Genomic DNA, 14,805 nt, shown 5'->3' with positions numbered 1-14,805 from the left:
TAACCCTCAGATCGCAGCCGTCACCGCCGTCGCAGCAGCCAGCCCAGCAACGCCGCCGTCCCCACGGCCAGCAGCAGCCCCAGCAGGGTCACCCACTGGTATCCGGCCTCCCCACCCATGCCCGCGGCCTGCAACAACAGCACCCCCAGCACCGCGGTGCCCAGCAGGACGCCACCCGCCCGCAGCAACCACCGGCTGATCAGCGCGGGGTCCACCACCGCGTCATAGGGCAACAGTGCGGCCAGCGCGCAGAGGGTGTGCGCCAGGTAGAGCAGGGCGGCGACGGCGAGCAGCCGCCAGAGGGCGACCGGGCGGCTGTACCCGTCGGTGGCGAGCAGCCAACCGCCGACCGTGACCAACGCCGTGAAGACCGCCCAGACCCGGCGCGGACCGAGCGCGGGCAGCAGCGCGGTCACCGCCAGAAAGAGGAGCGGTCGGCCGGAAAGCACCTCGGAGGGGAAGGCCAGGACGAACCCGGCAAACACGATGACGAAGATCCCGGCCCGCACCAGCAGCGGGGTGACACTGATGCGGGCCACCGCGTTCTGGGCGGCCCGAACCCGCCCGGTCACCGCGTCGATCATCTGCCACCAACCCTCGGAGCCGTCGCCAAACGGGCCACGTCCCGCAACACCTGGTCCAGACTGCCGGCACCGGCCCAGCGCACCACAGGTACGCCGTGCTCCCGGAGCTGCCCGATCATGACCTCCCGGTCCAGGCGCCACAGCCGGTACGCCACCTCGGCCCAGCCCAGGTCCTTCGGTGACGCCAGGTCGGTCGGCAGTGTGTCGACGGCCACCACGAACCGCCCGGCGCGGGCCAGCCGGGCGAGCATCTGCGCCGACCGTTCGTCCAGCAGCGGAGTCAACACCACCACGAGCGCGTCCGAGGAGAGCAGTTGCGGGCCGAAGACCTGGTCGTACGGCTCGTGCGAGGACGGATGGACGTGCACGTCGAGCAGCCACTCGAGAACGGTCAGGTACTGCCGACGCCCGGCGGCCGGACGTAGTCGGCGAGCGCCCGGCCCGTACTCCAGCAGGGAGACCCGGTCGCCGCGGTGCAGGTAGTGCTCGGCGATCGCGGCCGTGGCCCGGACCGTGGTGTCCAGCACCGAGGCGGCACCGCTCACCCCGCCGGACCGGCCAGCCTCGGCGAGCACGTCGAGCAGCACCACCACCTCCGCGTCGCGGTCGGAGAGCGTGGCTGCCACGTGCAGCTGCCGGGCGCGCAACGACACCCGCCAGTCGATGCGACGCAGCCGGTCCCCCGGGGCGAAGATCCGTACGCCGGCCAGCTCGCCGCCCTCGCCGGGCCGGCGGGAGTGGTGCGCCCCGACCAGCCCGGCGGCGCGGGGCATGGCCTCGACAGCCTCGAACGGCTCGGTACGCGGGTACACCCGCACCCGGACCGGCTCGGTGAGCACCGCCCGGGAGACCAGCAGGCCGCCCGCCGTGGCGACCCGCGCACCGGCCGGTCCCACCGGATGCCGGCCCCAGCGCACGGCGCGGCCGGCGAGTTCCAGATCCGCCACCGTCCCGGTGGGCACCGCTGTCACGAACGGCCGGTCGGCGATCGAACGGCCCCGGCCGCTGGCCGGAGCCCCACCGTCGGCCGGCGTCGTGGCGGCGGACGGCACGTCGTCGACGGCCCCGTCGCGGGCGAAGCCGGCCCGGGTGATGCGCAACCACGGCGACACGCGGGAACGCACCACCACCAGGTCGTAGTCGACGCTGTCCGGGTTGCCGACGCTCACCGCCGCCGTCACGTCGCCGCCCTCGACCAGCGGCCCGTCCTCATCCTGGCTGATCCACACCTGCGGCAGCGCCGTGGGCCGCCGGCGCAGCGCGTACGCGGTGCCCAGCGCGAACGGGGCGGCCAGCACGATCAGGTCGACCCGTCCCAGCAGCACCCCCGCCACCAGCAGCAGGCCGGCGAGCAGCACCGCCCGGCCGAGCGCCCAGGTGGGTGCCCAGCCAGCAGCCGGTTCCGGCTCGGTGGCCATCGGCGCGGTCGGTCCGGTCATCAGTGCCGAGGCCCGCCCGCGGCGTAGCTGGGCAGCGCGCCACTCGCCGGAGCGGGGGTGGCCTCCAGCACCTCGCCGACCACGAACGCCGGGTCGACCCGGCGCAACCACATCTCCGGGCGCAGGGTGATCCGGTGGGCCAGGGCGGGAGCGGCCACCTCCTTGACGTCCTCCGGCACCACGTAGTCCCGTCCGCCGAACACCGCGCGGACCCGGGCCAGCAGCAGCAGCGCCAACGATCCGCGCGGCGAGGCGCCGACCAGCACCGACGGGTGCTCCCGGGTGGCCGCGGTGAGGGAGACGATGTAACGGCCGATGGAGTCCTCCACCACCACGTCCTCCAGGGCGGCCTGCATGGCCCGCAGCGTGGCGGCGTCGACCACCGGCTTGATGTCCGCCTCCTCACGGCGACGGCTCATCCGGCGGCGGAGCACCTCCCACTCCTCCTCGTGCTGCGGGTAACCGAAGGAGACCCGCAGCAGGAACCTGTCCAACTGGGCCTCGGGCAGCGGGTACGTGCCCTCGTACTCGATGGGGTTGGCGGTGGCCAGCACGTGGAACGGCTCGTCCAGCTTGTAGGTCACCCCCTCCACCGAGACCTGCTTCTCCTGCATCGCCTCCAGCAGCGCGGACTGCGTCTTCGGCGGCGTCCGGTTGATCTCGTCGGCGAGCAGCAGGTTGGTGAAGACCGGCCCGGCCCGGAAGGTGAAGTCGCCGTTGCGCTGGTCATACAGGAACGAGCCGGTGACGTCGGCGGGGAGCAGGTCGGGGGTGAACTGCAACCGGCGGAAGTCCAGGCCCAGCGCCTGGGCGAACGAGCGAGCGGTGAGCGTCTTGCCCAGCCCCGGCAGATCTTCCAGCAGCACGTGGCCACCCGCCAGGATGCCGGCGAGGACCAGCTCCAACGCGTCCCGCTTGCCGACCACGACGGTGCCGACCGCGTCCAGGACCGCCCGAGCCAGGTGGCCGACCTCGGCGGGGGCAATACTCCGGTCCACGTCGTTCATCAGATCTTCTCCAGTTCGGCGACGATCACCGCGAGGTCGCGTGGCGACGGGGTGCGGCGAGGCGGGGTCTCCAGGAACGTCCACAGCCGGTCACCCAGCAGGACGCGGGCGCGGGCCGGGTCCGACTCGCGGGTGACGCCGTGCTTCAGGCGCATCCGCTCGTCGGCCAGTTCACCGATCCGGGGCAGGACCACCCCGGTAAAACGTTCGGGTCGGTTCGAGGACCAGTCCAGCGGCCGTTCCCACTGGTTGATCGCGCCACGAAGCGCGTCCCGGGTGGCCCAGTTGTAGCTGCCGTCCTCCTCACCCGTGCCGGCCCGACGAGCGGGCGGCGGCGGGGGTGGCGGCGCGAGCAGGGCGGTGATCCGGCGGACCCCCAGCACGGCGAGCACCCCGGCGATGAGTACCGGCAGCGAGACCTGGAGGCCGACCGCGCGGAGGCCGACGAGCAACACCGCGACCACCGCGGCGGCCGACAAGAGGGCGCGTACCACCGGGCCGGTCCGGGAGCGGGGTGCCTGCGGGCCTTTCGGCGCCGCCTCCTCGTCGAACGCGAGCAGGTCGTCGATGCTGGTGCTGCTCATGAGGCCACCGCCGTGAGCTCTCCGCGCAGCCGACGAAGTGCGGCGCGGGCCTGGTCGCGGGTGCGTTCGTCGACCGGGCGGGTGGCGTAGCGGGCCTCCCGGTAGACGTGCGCGAACTCGGCCAGCACCTCGGTGCTGACGATCGCCGGAACGCCGGCCGCCGGGTCACCGTGCAACAGCCGGCTGACCAGGTCGGTGGGGGTGTCCCCGGCGAGCCGGGGCACGCCGGCCGCGGCGGCGGCCTCCTCCAGGCGCACCCAGCAGGCGATCACCGCCACCCGGGGGTCGGTGTCCCGGTCGTCGAGCTCCACCAGGCCGGCGTCGAGGGCGGCGACCACCTCCCGGGCGGTGCCCTCGGCGGTACGCCGGGCCCGCTGCGTCGGCAGGGCCCGGTTGGTGCGTTTCAGTGCGCCCCGGATCAGGATCCAGGACAGGTAACCGAGGGCGGCGAGGATGGCCAGCCCGAGCAGAGCCATCGCCACGGTGGCGACCCACTCCGGGATGTGTGCCTGCGTGGCCTCACCGGCGGTACGCGGCTCGACCGGGATGGACCGCGACGGCTCGGCGGTCGGGTACTCGGGCACCCACGGGACGTCCTCCGCGGCTGGCGGGATCCGGCTGGCCCCGATCGACGAGTGCCCGGACGCCAGCGCGGCACCGCCGAGCAGTGCGGCGACCGCGGCGACCGGCCACCACCGGCGAAGCAGACCGAGCGCCGAGCGCGACACCCCCGGCTCGGCGGCCGGCAACGAAGTGGGGGCGCGTGTTCCGTCGGTCATCGCCACCACCCCACGCGCGTCTCAGTCCACCCCGGCCAGCTGCTTAGCCTGGCCGAAGACGTCGTCCAGCATCTTTGGTGTCAGCCGCCCGGTGAAGGTGTTCTGCTGGCTGACGTGGTAGCAGCCGAGCAAGTCCGGAGCGGCCGTGCCGGACCAGTGTGCCCCATGACCGAACCTCGGTCGCGGGCTGGGCGGGCGCTGCCCGTACACCTCGCGAAGCACCGGCCACCACGAGGCCCAGGCGAACGCGCCAAGCGCGACGACGACACGCAGCGTGGGCTGGATCAGCGTGACCTCGCGGTGCAGCCAGGGCGCGCAGTTGTCCCGCTCGGGCGGGGTCGGTTTGTTGTCCGGCGGCGCACAACGGACGGCCGAGAAGATCCGCAGGTCTCGCAGGGCGAGCCCATCGTCGGCGGCGACGCTTGTCGGTTGGTTGGCCAGCCCGGCCCCGTGCAGCGCGGCGAACAGCACGTCACCGGACCGGTCACCGGTGAAGATCCGGCCCGTGCGGTTGCCGCCGTGCGCGGCGGGTGCCAGCCCGAGAATGGCGATCCGGGCGTCCCCGGTGCCGAAGCCCGGCACCGGGCGACCCCAGTACTCCTGGTCGCGGAAGGCAGCCCGGCGGGTGCGGGCGACCTCCTCCCGCCACCGGACCAAGCGGGGGCAGGCGAAACAGTCGCTCACCGCCGCGTCCAGGTCGGCCAGGTCGGTCGCCCGCGCTGCGCGGGCGACCACCTGCTCGGGGGTACGGGACTCAGCCAAGCTTGGCCCGGAAGAGTTCCAGGGTGCGGGCCCAGGCACTGGCGGCGGCGCGCTGGTCGAACGCCTCCGGGCGGTCGTCGTTGAAGAAGGCGTGTGAGGTGCCCGGATAGTCGTAGAGGTGGCAGTCTCCGCCGGCCTCCTCGATGGCCCGGCGGGCGGTCTGCACGCCCTCGGCGGCCGAGGTGCCGTCCTCTTCGGAGCAGTGGACGACCGCGGCCTTGCCGGCATAGTCGGCCCAGTCGGGGCGCATCGACTCCCACGGCAGCACCGGGTAGAAACCGGCGGTCGCGACGATCCGCTCGGAGACGGTGGCCGACCAGAGGGCGAGGCTGCCACCGGCGCAGAAGCCCACGGCACCGACCTTACCGGTGACCTCCGGCCGCCCGGCGAGATAGTCGGCCGCGCCGGCGATGTCCTTCGCCGCCTCGTCCATCCGCATCGCCATCAGCAGTCGCTGCGCCTCGTCCGGCTCACTTGTCGTCTCACCGTGGTAGAAGTCCGGGGCGAGAGCGACGAAGCCGGCTTCGGCGAACCGCTCCGCGACCGACCGGATGTGCGGGACCAGCCCCCACCACTCCTGGATGACGATGACGGCGGGGCTGGCCAAACCACTGGCGGGTATCGCGAGATACCCCTCGCTCGTACCCCCGTTGCTGCGGTAGGTCACCATTTCGCCCATGGGCCGTCCTCCTAGCGGTCAGTCATCGTTGGCTGGTCGCCCAGTGGTTCCAGTGCCGGTAGCCTGCCATGCCGCGCCGCCGCCGGGAAGACGCCGGAACAGTGGCATTCACCTCCTGTTCGCCCGCCGGTGACTCCGGGTACGCCGACGGCGGCGGGGTGGGTTCCCCGCCGCCGTCGATGCCGATCCACCGCTGTGGTCAGGCCTTCTGTGGTCAGGCCTTCTTGGTCAGGCAGAGCACGTAGCCCGTCTTGCCGGGCAGGATGGTGGAGTAGATGTAACCCTGTTCGTCCGGCTTGAAGTACTGCTCGCAGGCCGTGCCGGCTCTGGCCTGGTCCTGGGTCTGGTCGTCGACCCGACCGACCACGTTGTACACCGCCTCGGTGGAGGCGCACCCGACGATCCTGGCGTCGGTCACCTTCTCCTGCTTGGTGCCGGTGACCTCGGGCAACTTGGCGATACAGTCACCGGCCCTGGCGGCAGCCGTCTCGTCCTTGTTGATGACGTTGCCGATCGCCGAGACGACACCGAACTTCAGGCCGGCGACGACGGCGACCGCGAGGATCGCGCCGACGATGCCGAGGACCTTCATCGCACCGAACTTCTTCACCTCCGGCTCGACCGACTCGGGCTCGGCCGACTCCGGGTCTGCCGACTCCGGGTCTGCCGAACGCGGCTCGGCCGAGTCGGGGTCGGTCGACTCCGCGGCGGTGACGCGCGGCTTGGGCACAATCGGTTCGGCCGATTTCGACTCGACCGACTTCGGGTCTGCCGGGCGCGACGCGGCCGACTCCGACCCGGTCGACTCTGACCCGGCCGACTCCGGGTCGGCCACACGCGGCTTGGGCACAACCGCACCGGCCGATTTCGACTCGGCCACACGCGGCTCGACCGACGCCGACTCGGCCGGACGGGACACCGCCGCCTGCGGCTCGGTCGGCTGCGGCGTCTCGACGGCCGGCTCAGCCGGTGCGGCGTCGGACGCGGACTGCGGTGCGACCTGCTCTGGCACGGGGGTTCCTTCCGAGGGGTGGATGAGCAGACGACACCGTAACGATCATTGATTTCCGGTGCCGTCCCGCTCGCCTCGTCCGTTCAGTTATTTCCAGCCTCGCCCGCATGATCCAATTCACACACCGTGACTCAACTCGTGGGGGTGGGACTCGGTGTCTTGGTGGGCTCCGCCGAGGGCTCGCCGGTCGTCGTTCCGCTCGACGGCGTGCTGGTCGGCCCGGCCGGCGGCGTGCTGGTCGGCTCCGCCGTAGGCGTGCTGGTCGGCCCGGCCGGCGGCGTGCTGGTCGCGGGCGGTGTTGTCACGGTGGGATTGGACCCGGCCGGACCGCGGGGGCCGAAGGGCGCCCGGTCCACGCAGTACGGGTACGGCCGCAGTAGCGGATTGCCGTTCTCGCTGACTGGACCACAGTCCGGGTAGCCGAGGCGGATCGGGTTGCCGTCCTGGTCGAAGAGTCGGGCGTTCTCCACCAGCCGGCCCTCACTGTCGTAGACGAAGACGTCCCGGACCTGGCTGTACTGGCTGTCGACCGAGGTCTGGTCGTAGTAGTAGTCGTCGGCGTGCCTACCCTCAGCGTCGACCAGCCCGATGAGCGCGAAGACCACCAGCACCGCGCTGCCCACCTGCACCGCCGATCGTGGCCAGCGGGCCAGCTGGGCGGACCGGCGTCCGAGCCAGATCGAGGCGAGGACGAAGCCGACCAGCATGATCAGGCCAGCCAGCAGCTCGCCACCGAAGCGGGGCAGCAGACCAATGCCGCCACCGCTGCTGACCACGCTGACCAGCATCGCCGCCAGGTAGCCGCGCAGCACCCACCAGCCGGGGCGCAGCAGGCGGAGGAAGTCGCTGGCGTGCGCGTACCCCAGGGGTGGACCGAGCCGGGTGTCGATCGCGCTCAGCCGGCTGCGCAGCCGGACCAGCGCGGCGGTGACCCGGTGGTCGAGATTGCGGCCACCGCCGCCCGGGGCGGCGCCGGCCGCGGCGCGCAGCTCGGCGGCGTACGTCTCGGGCTCGCCCAGCCGCTCGACCAGGGTGCCCTCGGCCTCGGCGGCGACCTCGGTGAGGTGGTCGGCGAGATCCTCGGTCAGCTCGTCGCGTTGTGTGGCCGGCAGGTCGGCCAGAGCGGCCCGGACCCGCGCCACATAGTCGGTGATCTCCTGCTCCGCGACGGTCATGCCGCCATCCCCCGATCGTCGAGCAGACTGTCCATGGTGGTGGCGAACGAGCGCCAGAGCTTGCCGGAGCGGGTCAACTGGTCGCGCCCCGCGGCGTTGAGTGAGTAGTACTTGCGGTGCGGCCCGGACTCGCTCGGCACGACGTAGGTGGTGAGCAGGCCGGCGGCGAAGAGGCGGCGCAGCGTCCCGTAGACCGAGGCGTCACCGACCTCCTCCAGGCCGGCCTCACGCAACCGGCGCAGGATGTCATAACCGTAGCCGTCCTCCTCTCGGAGGACAGCCAGGACGGCCATGTCGAGCACGCCCTTCAGCAACTGTGTGGTGTCCACGCAATGCACACTACTGTGCAATGCGAAGTACCGTCAACGATTACGCCCCGACACGCCGGGCGGACGCGGGCACGGGCACGGGCACGGGCACGAGCGCCCCTTGATCGTGCTCGATCAGGGATGTAGTGGCCTCAGCGTATGGACGATGCCACTATTTCCGTGATCGAGCACGATCTTGGCGTGTGGCGAGTCCGTGGTTGTCCGCAAAACGGGGCATCCACGCTGCCCGGACACCCCGGCTACATGGAGGGCGAGTCGATCAACGCCTAGCGCTCGGTGGTTGGCTGGAGGCTCCAGGCGATGCCGTCGAGAATGTCGTGCTCCGAGGCGACCACCGACGGCATCCCGGCCCGCTCCATGATCACGCGGAGCACCAGCGCTCCCGCACCGATCACGTCGGCCCGGCCCGGGTGCATCACCGGGATCGCCAACCGCTGCGCACGGGTCTGGCCCAGCAGGTCCGCCGTCACCTGGGCGACCGCCTCGTACGACACCCGGGCGTGGTGGATGCGCTCCGGGTCGTACTCCCGCAGGCCCTGCGCGATGGCGACCACGGTGGTGACCGACCCGGCGAGGCCGACCAGGGTGGCCGCCTCGCGGCCGGGCACCACGGCGAGCGCCCGGTCCACCGCGGCCGCGATGTCGGCCTCTGCCGCCCTGACCTGCTCGGACGTCGGCGGGTCGCCGGGCAGGTGCCGCTCGGTCATTCGCACACAGCCGATGTCCACCGAGATCGCCGTGCGCACCCCCGCGGCCCGGTCACCGACCACGAACTCGGTGGAACCACCGCCGATGTCGACGACCAGGAACGGCTCCTTCGCGTCGGTCGGCAGGCCACGCACCGCGCCGGTGAACGACAGCCGGGCCTCCTCGTCGCCGGTGACAACCTCCGGCGCGACGCCGAGGGTGCCCCGCACCATCTCGGTGAAGTCGTCGGCGTTGGCGGCGTCCCGGGATGCCGAGGTGGCGCACATGCGCACCCGCTCCGCGCCCAGCTTCTCGATGTCGACCGCGTACGACGCCAGTGCCACCCGGGTCCGTTCGATCGCCTCCGGCGCCAACCGGCCGGTGCGGTCGACACCCTGGCCGAGTCGGACGATCTCCATCCGCCGGGTCAGGTCGGTCAGCGGCGCCCCGGTGGACTCCTCGGGCAGGTCCGCGACCAGCAGTCGGATCGAGTTGGTCCCGCAGTCGATGGCCGCCACACGCGTCGTCACGGCAGCAACCTTACGGCAGGACGGGCGGCCACCCCGGAGCGTGGCCGGGGTGCCGCCCCTCGGACGAGCCGCTCGACAACTGCGCGCCGAGCGCGGTCAGGTGATGCCGAACCGCCCCACCCTCCCGCTCGCTGGCCACCAGACCGGCCGACCGCAGCGCGGTGGCGTGCTCCGAGGCCGAGGAGAGACTGATCCCGACGGCCCGGGACAGCACGGTGGTGGTCATCCCGCCGTCGACCGCCAGCCGACGCAGCACCAGCGCCCGGGTGGCACCGAGCAGTCGACCGAGGGAATCACCCCCGGCGGTGGCCCCGAGCGCGGGCAGCACCGTCGGATAGACGAGCAGGATCGGGTGACCGGGCTGGACCAGCACCCGGGGGCGGGGTCCGGCCAACGGGGAGGGCAGCAGGATCAGCCCGTGGCCGGTGCCGGGCAGGTCCCCGCTCCACCACGTCCGCACCTCCAGCATTGGCTCCCGCCACCGGATCGCCGGGTGCAACCCCGCGAAGAGGCCGTCCAGGCCATGCTGCGCCAGCCGATGGCTGGCACAGGTCACCTGCTGGCGGTACGCGCCGGTCAGATCGGGCCAGAGCGGTGCCAGGACCGCGTCGAACCAGGTGCGGACGGCCCCGCCGAACAGGCCCAACACCTCCGGGTCAGCATCCGCGAACCGCCGCCGCAGCGGGGTGACAGCCGTCTGCGCGTACGACGCGGTGGCCTCGGCCCGGATCCGCCCTGCCGGAGTGGCCCGGATCGCCTCCAGACCGGCCTCGACCGATTCCAGGCCGGCCCACGGGGTGACGAAGTCCGGCAGGCGTCCCCGGGCGGGGAGCAGGTGCCGCAGCGTCGCGGTGGCGGCCCGCGCGGTGCCCGTGCGCTCGACCGTCGCCGCCTGATCGGCCAGCGCCGGTGCCAACGCCGCAACCGTCGGGTCCCGTAGCCACTGACCGGCCAGCAGTGCGGTGCCGACCGGATGCAGCCGGTCGGCGAACCGCACCCGACAGAGGTCGGCCGGCCCGAGCTGGAGACGAAGCATGAGGGACAGCCTGCCCCCCTTCGCCCAGGGCCGAAAGGGTTGTTCCACCAGCGACGCACCTCCAGAGTGGACGCGGGTCTACGGGGGGTGGCCGACGTGCGGCGAATGATGGCGGTGTTGACGGGGCTCTGCCTCATTGTCCTGGTTGCGGCTTGCGGTGAGCGGGGACGGCCCGCGCCGGCCCCGCCCGCCGCGACCAGCGAATCCCCGGCTGCGGGTGACCACGACCTCACCCTGAACCACAACGGCCAGGAGCGCAGCTACCTGCTGCACGCACCACCTGGGTACGACCCGAGCCGGTCGCCCGCGCTGGTCATCGCGCTGCACTTCTATCCCGGAAGCGCCACCGGCATCCGGGAGCTGGCCGGCCTGGAAGCCAAGGCCGACAAGGACAACGCGCTGGTGGCCTATCCCGACGGGGTGGACGGCGGCTTCAACGCGCTGATCTGCTGCGGCAACGCGGACGACGTCGGTTTCCTCAGCGCCCTCACCGACCACCTGGTGCAGACCTGGCACGCGGACGCGAATCGGGTCTATCTCACCGGTATCTCGAACGGCGGCGACATGAGCTTCCGGGCGGCGGTGGAGAGCACCGGCAAGTTCGCCGCGATCGGGGCGGTCAGCGGCGGGTACAGCGGAAAACTGACCACGGCCGAGACCTACGTGCCGAAGAGCCCGGTCTCCGTGATCACCTTCATCGGCGGCCAGGACCGGTACGCTTCGACGTTCCAGGCCGGCATGAAGACCTGGCAGCAGCGGCTCTCCTGCCGGTCCAGCCCGAAGGCGTCCGGTGTGCCGGGCGTGACGCACACGCTGGCGAGCTGCAAGGACGGCAGCGACGTGAGCGTCTACACCCTGCCCGAGATGGGCCACAGTTGGCCGGGGGCGACGACCGGTTCGCTCGCCGACTCCTCCGCAGGACTCTCGGCCACCGACCTGATGTGGGAGTTCTTCGCCGCGCACCCCCGCAAGGCCTGACCTACAGGCGCAGCAGCATCCGGGTGTTGCCGAGCGTGTTCGGTTTGACCCGCTCCAGGTCGAGGAACTCCGCGACACCCTCGTCGTACGAGCGCAGCAACTGCTCGTACACCGGTTGCGGCACCGGTGCGCCGTCGATCTCCTGGAAGCCGAACGCGCCGAAGAACCGCGTCTCGAAGGTGAGCACGAAGATCCGGGCCACCCCCAACTCGCGGGCCGCGTCGATCAGCTCGCCCACCAGCCGGTGCCCGATCCGTCGGCCCCGACAGACCGGGTCCACCGCGACCGTACGGATCTCGGCCAGGTCCTCCCACATGACGTGCAGCGCACCGCACCCCACCACCGCGCCGTCGGCGGGGCGGACCGCCACCCGGAACTCCTGCACCTGCTCGTAGAGGGTGACCGTCGCCTTGCTCAACAACCGCCGGTCGTTGGTGTAGGTGTCGACCAGCTGCCGGATGCCGCGCACGTCGCCGGTGCGGGCGCGCCGCACCAGGATCTGGCTCTCCGGCGCCGAGGACCCGGCCGGCGCGTTCACTCGGCCGCCGGGACGTCCACGCACGGGCCGGCCGTCCACCAGGGCTCGACCAGCTCCAACGTCTCGTCACCGAACGGGTTCACCCCCGGGCCGGCGCCCAGCGCGTGACCCAGGTGCACGTGCAGGCACTTCACCCGGCCCGGCATGCCACCCGCCGAGACACCGGCGATCTCGGGCACCTCGCCGATCGCCTCTCGGCGGGTGAGGTAGTCCTCGTGGGCGGCCCGGTAGTGGGCAGCCAACTCGGGATCCGTCGTCAGCCGGTCCGCCATGTCCTTCATCAGCCCCGCCGACTCCAGCCGGCTGCACGCCGCGGTGGCCCGGGGACAGGTCAGGTAGTAGAGCGTGGGAAACGGCGTGCCGTCGGCGAGACGGGGAGTCGTCTCCACCACGTCCGGGAGTCCGCACGGGCAACGGTGGGCCACCGCCCGGGTGCCCCGGGGCGTCCGGCCGAGCTGCGCGGCCACCGCGGCCAGGTCCGCCTCGGTGGCCGGCTCACGCTGCGGCAGGGGTACGGAATCCGCCGCCGGCTCCGACGGTGGTACGACAGTCACGGTCTCTCCTGGTGCGTCGATCGGTGGATCACTTGCCCGGCTGCTGGCTGTCCGCCGCCTGCACGCTCGACCAGAGCGTGTCGTACCAGGTCGTTGGCCCCGCCGGGGCGGCCGAACCGGCCGACTTCCCGGCGTCCCGGGCGGCGCCCTCCGGGTCGTTCAGCACCACCATCATCTTCTCGCCGGGGCGGCCCATGAAGAACCGCTCCCGGGCCTTGGTCTCGATGTACGCCTCGTCCTTCCAGTTGGCGGCCTCGGCCTCGAGCTTGGCGATCTCCGCCTCCTGCACCGCCTGCGCGGCCTCCATCCGCTCGATGTCGGCCTGCTGGTCCAGATAGACCCGGACCGGGTAGGTGTAGGCCAGCGCGAGCGCGATCAGGACCGCGAACAGCACGGTGGCCCGACCGGTGAAGCGACGAGGGTGGGGTGCGGTGAGCCGCTTGACGGCGCCACCGGCGGCGGTACGCCGAGCGGCGGCGGGACGATTCGCGGAGCGGACGCCCTCGGCGCCCCGGGCCGCGCCCGGAGCCCGACCAGCGGTGCCGCGCGGCTCGGCGCGGACGCCGGTCTCGCGGACCGATCCCCGGGTGGCCCGGCCGCCACCCGACCGACCGGATTGACCCGGCCGGCGGGCGGGACGCTGACCACCCGGTGTGCGGCGCTGCTGCATCGTCACACCCCTCCCCCGAGGCTTCGCGCGCTCAGGCCGAACGGTAGCGCGGGAACGCGCCGGCGCCCGCGTAGCGCGCCGCGTCGGCCAGCTCCTCCTCGATCCGGAGCAACTGGTTGTACTTCGCGACGCGGTCCGAGCGGGCCGGCGCGCCGGTCTTGATCTGGCCGCAGCCGGTGGCCACCGCCAGGTCGGCGATGGTGGTGTCCTCGGTCTCGCCGGAACGGTGGCTCATCATGCACTTGAAGCCGGCCCGGTGGGCCAGGTCCACGGCGTCCAGGGTCTCGGTCAGCGAGCCGATCTGGTTGACTTTGACCAGGACCGCGTTCGCGGACTTCTCCGCGATGCCGCGGGCGATGCGCTGCGGGTTGGTCACGAACAGGTCGTCACCGACGATCTGCACCCGGTCGCCGATCGAGGCGGTCAGCGTCTGCCAGCCACTCCAGTCGTCCTCCGCCAGCGGATCCTCGATCGACACGATCGGGTAGTCACCGGCCAGCTTGGTGTAGTAGTTGCTCATCTCCTCGGCGGACTTCGCGGCACCCTCGAAGGTGTAGGTGCCGTTGTCGAAGAACTCGGTGGCCGCCACGTCGAGCGCGAACACGATGTCGGTGCCGAGCCGGTAACCGGCCTTCTCGACCGCCTCGGCGATCAGGTCCAGGGCTGCCGCGTTGGTCGGCAGGTTCGGCGCGAACCCACCCTCGTCGCCGAGCCCGGTGGACAGGCCCTTCTTCTTCAGCACCGACTTCAGCGCGTGGTAGACCTCCGCGCCCGAGCGCAGCGCCTCGCGGAAGGTGGGCGCGCCGATCGGCGCGACCATGAACTCCTGGATGTCGACGTTCGAGTCGGCGTGCGCGCCACCGTTGAGGATGTTCATCATCGGCACCGGCAGGAGGTGGGCGTTCGGGCCGCCCAGGTAGCGGAAGAGGCTCAGCTCGGCGCTGCCGGCAGCGGCCTTCGCCACCGCCAGGGAGACCCCGAGGATGGCGTTCGCGCCCAGCTCCGACTTGCTGTCGGTGCCGTCGATGTCGAGCATCTTCTGGTCGATGAGCCGCTGCTCGCTGGCCTCGTACCCGATGATCTGGTCGACGATCTTGTCTTCGACGTTGGAGACCGCCTTCTCCACGCCCTTGCCCTGGTAGCGGTCGGCGTCACCGTCGCGCAGCTCGATCGCCTCGAAGGCGCCGGTGGAGGCGCCGGAGGGCACGGCGGCGCGGGCGACCGTGCCGTCGTCCAGGCCGACCTCGACCTCGACCGTGGGGTTGCCCCGCGAGTCGAGAATCTCCCGGGCGACGATTCCCTCGATGGTTGCCACTAAGTCGCTCCTCGTTGTTGTGATCCGGTCCGTGGGTGGGCCGCGACGGTGCGGCTGAGGCAGGTGTTGAACGCAGCGTATCGGGCGGCGCGAACGGGCACGGCGTCGCCCGCGCACCCGAGTCGCCCCGCGTTGACGGACATTCCC

General features: G+C 72.2%; 17 protein-coding genes. 1 reads left to right on the top strand and 16 read right to left on the bottom strand.

What is annotated here, in order from left to right; genetic code table 11:
• Positions 1-20: 20 nt before the first annotated feature.
• The 12 genes from AB0C01_RS27710 to AB0C01_RS27655 all read right to left on the bottom strand — a co-directional run bounded on the left by AB0C01_RS27710 (position 21) and on the right by AB0C01_RS27655 (position 10,603).
• On the bottom strand, positions 21-584 hold the full coding sequence (locus AB0C01_RS27710; RefSeq protein WP_357572516.1) for a hypothetical protein: 564 nt from the start codon (positions 582-584) through the stop codon (positions 21-23).
• The gene (locus AB0C01_RS27705) at positions 581-2,023 is read right to left on the bottom strand and encodes a DUF58 domain-containing protein (protein WP_357572515.1); all 1,443 of its coding nucleotides are present in this window, start codon (positions 2,021-2,023) and stop codon (positions 581-583) included. Before AB0C01_RS27705 ends, AB0C01_RS27710 begins: the two co-directional genes overlap by 4 nt.
• A complete protein-coding gene (locus AB0C01_RS27700) occupies positions 2,023-3,030 on the bottom strand; it encodes a MoxR family ATPase (RefSeq protein WP_357241749.1) in 1,008 nt (335 codons plus the stop codon). The genes AB0C01_RS27705 and AB0C01_RS27700 overlap by 1 nt, the downstream gene beginning before the upstream one ends.
• Complete coding sequence (locus AB0C01_RS27695) at positions 3,030-3,614, bottom strand: hypothetical protein (protein WP_357241746.1); 585 nt, start codon at positions 3,612-3,614, stop codon at positions 3,030-3,032. Before AB0C01_RS27695 ends, AB0C01_RS27700 begins: the two co-directional genes overlap by 1 nt.
• Positions 3,611-4,393, bottom strand: a complete 783-nt coding sequence (locus tag AB0C01_RS27690) for a DUF4129 domain-containing protein (RefSeq protein WP_357241743.1) — start codon at positions 4,391-4,393, stop codon at positions 3,611-3,613. The genes AB0C01_RS27695 and AB0C01_RS27690 overlap by 4 nt, the downstream gene beginning before the upstream one ends.
• Before the next feature lie 21 nt (positions 4,394-4,414).
• Positions 4,415-5,128, bottom strand: coding sequence for a uracil-DNA glycosylase (locus AB0C01_RS27685; RefSeq protein WP_357572554.1), 714 nt, complete (start codon positions 5,126-5,128; stop codon positions 4,415-4,417).
• Positions 5,129-5,147: 19 nt separating this feature from the next.
• On the bottom strand, positions 5,148-5,834 hold the full coding sequence (locus tag AB0C01_RS27680; protein ID WP_357572514.1) for a dienelactone hydrolase family protein: 687 nt from the start codon (positions 5,832-5,834) through the stop codon (positions 5,148-5,150).
• 214 nt (positions 5,835-6,048) lie between these two features.
• The gene (locus AB0C01_RS27675) at positions 6,049-6,846 is read right to left on the bottom strand and encodes a hypothetical protein (RefSeq protein ID WP_357572513.1); all 798 of its coding nucleotides are present in this window, start codon (positions 6,844-6,846) and stop codon (positions 6,049-6,051) included.
• Positions 6,847-6,977: 131 nt separating this feature from the next.
• Positions 6,978-8,021 (bottom strand): hypothetical protein, encoded by a 1,044-nt coding sequence (locus AB0C01_RS27670; RefSeq protein ID WP_357572512.1) that lies wholly within the window; start codon positions 8,019-8,021, stop codon positions 6,978-6,980.
• Positions 8,018-8,350: a PadR family transcriptional regulator gene (locus tag AB0C01_RS27665; protein WP_030328782.1), complete on the bottom strand. Its 333-nt coding sequence runs from the start codon at positions 8,348-8,350 to the stop codon at positions 8,018-8,020. The genes AB0C01_RS27670 and AB0C01_RS27665 overlap by 4 nt, the downstream gene beginning before the upstream one ends.
• Positions 8,351-8,616: 266 nt before the next feature.
• A complete protein-coding gene (locus AB0C01_RS27660; RefSeq protein WP_357572553.1) occupies positions 8,617-9,555 on the bottom strand; it encodes a Ppx/GppA phosphatase family protein in 939 nt (312 codons plus the stop codon).
• A gap of 22 nt (positions 9,556-9,577) precedes the next feature.
• On the bottom strand, positions 9,578-10,603 hold the full coding sequence (locus AB0C01_RS27655; protein WP_357241729.1) for a helix-turn-helix transcriptional regulator: 1,026 nt from the start codon (positions 10,601-10,603) through the stop codon (positions 9,578-9,580).
• 105 nt (positions 10,604-10,708) lie between these two features.
• On the opposite strand from AB0C01_RS27655, the gene AB0C01_RS27650 reads away from it, so the two are divergent.
• The gene (locus tag AB0C01_RS27650; RefSeq protein ID WP_357242402.1) at positions 10,709-11,581 is read left to right on the top strand and encodes a polyhydroxybutyrate depolymerase; all 873 of its coding nucleotides are present in this window, start codon (positions 10,709-10,711) and stop codon (positions 11,579-11,581) included.
• A gap of 1 nt (position 11,582) precedes the next feature.
• On the opposite strand, the gene AB0C01_RS27645 is transcribed toward AB0C01_RS27650, so the two are convergent.
• From AB0C01_RS27645 to eno, 4 genes are read right to left on the bottom strand one after another with little or no spacing between them, the layout of a single operon-like run.
• A complete protein-coding gene (locus AB0C01_RS27645; protein WP_357242399.1) occupies positions 11,583-12,080 on the bottom strand; it encodes an amino-acid N-acetyltransferase in 498 nt (165 codons plus the stop codon).
• Positions 12,081-12,115: 35 nt separating this feature from the next.
• Positions 12,116-12,673, bottom strand: a complete 558-nt coding sequence (locus tag AB0C01_RS27640; RefSeq protein WP_357572511.1) for a DUF501 domain-containing protein — start codon at positions 12,671-12,673, stop codon at positions 12,116-12,118.
• Between the two features lie 28 nt (positions 12,674-12,701).
• Positions 12,702-13,343 carry a septum formation initiator family protein gene (locus AB0C01_RS27635; protein ID WP_357242396.1) on the bottom strand — a complete coding sequence of 214 codons (642 nt, stop codon included), beginning with the start codon at positions 13,341-13,343 and terminating at the stop codon, positions 12,702-12,704.
• Between the two features lie 31 nt (positions 13,344-13,374).
• Positions 13,375-14,658: a phosphopyruvate hydratase gene (gene eno / locus AB0C01_RS27630; RefSeq protein ID WP_184181511.1), complete on the bottom strand. Its 1,284-nt coding sequence runs from the start codon at positions 14,656-14,658 to the stop codon at positions 13,375-13,377.
• Between the last annotated feature and the right edge of the window lie 147 nt (positions 14,659-14,805).

Source organism: Micromonospora sp. NPDC048905 (assembly GCF_040649655.1).
Lineage (GTDB): Bacteria > Actinomycetota > Actinomycetes > Mycobacteriales > Micromonosporaceae > Micromonospora.
This window is presented reverse-complemented; position numbering and strand designations above follow the sequence as displayed.

Excerpts from the sequence above, each read along its gene's own strand:
- AB0C01_RS27710 (WP_357572516.1), bottom strand. The coding sequence starts at position 584 with ATGATCGACGCGGTGACCGGGCGGGTTCGGGCCGCCCAGAACGCGGTG.
- AB0C01_RS27705 (WP_357572515.1), bottom strand. The coding sequence starts at position 2,023 with ATGACCGGACCGACCGCGCCGATGGCCACCGAGCCGGAACCGGCTGCT.
- AB0C01_RS27700 (WP_357241749.1), bottom strand. The coding sequence starts at position 3,030 with ATGAACGACGTGGACCGGAGTATTGCCCCCGCCGAGGTCGGCCACCTG.
- AB0C01_RS27695 (WP_357241746.1), bottom strand. The coding sequence starts at position 3,614 with ATGAGCAGCACCAGCATCGACGACCTGCTCGCGTTCGACGAGGAGGCG.
- AB0C01_RS27690 (WP_357241743.1), bottom strand. The coding sequence starts at position 4,393 with ATGACCGACGGAACACGCGCCCCCACTTCGTTGCCGGCCGCCGAGCCG.
- AB0C01_RS27680 (WP_357572514.1), bottom strand. The coding sequence starts at position 5,834 with ATGGGCGAAATGGTGACCTACCGCAGCAACGGGGGTACGAGCGAGGGG.
- AB0C01_RS27670 (WP_357572512.1), bottom strand. The coding sequence starts at position 8,021 with ATGACCGTCGCGGAGCAGGAGATCACCGACTATGTGGCGCGGGTCCGG.
- AB0C01_RS27655 (WP_357241729.1), bottom strand. The coding sequence starts at position 10,603 with ATGCTTCGTCTCCAGCTCGGGCCGGCCGACCTCTGTCGGGTGCGGTTC.
- AB0C01_RS27650 (WP_357242402.1), top strand. The coding sequence starts at position 10,709 with ATGATGGCGGTGTTGACGGGGCTCTGCCTCATTGTCCTGGTTGCGGCT.
- AB0C01_RS27635 (WP_357242396.1), bottom strand. The coding sequence starts at position 13,343 with ATGCAGCAGCGCCGCACACCGGGTGGTCAGCGTCCCGCCCGCCGGCCG.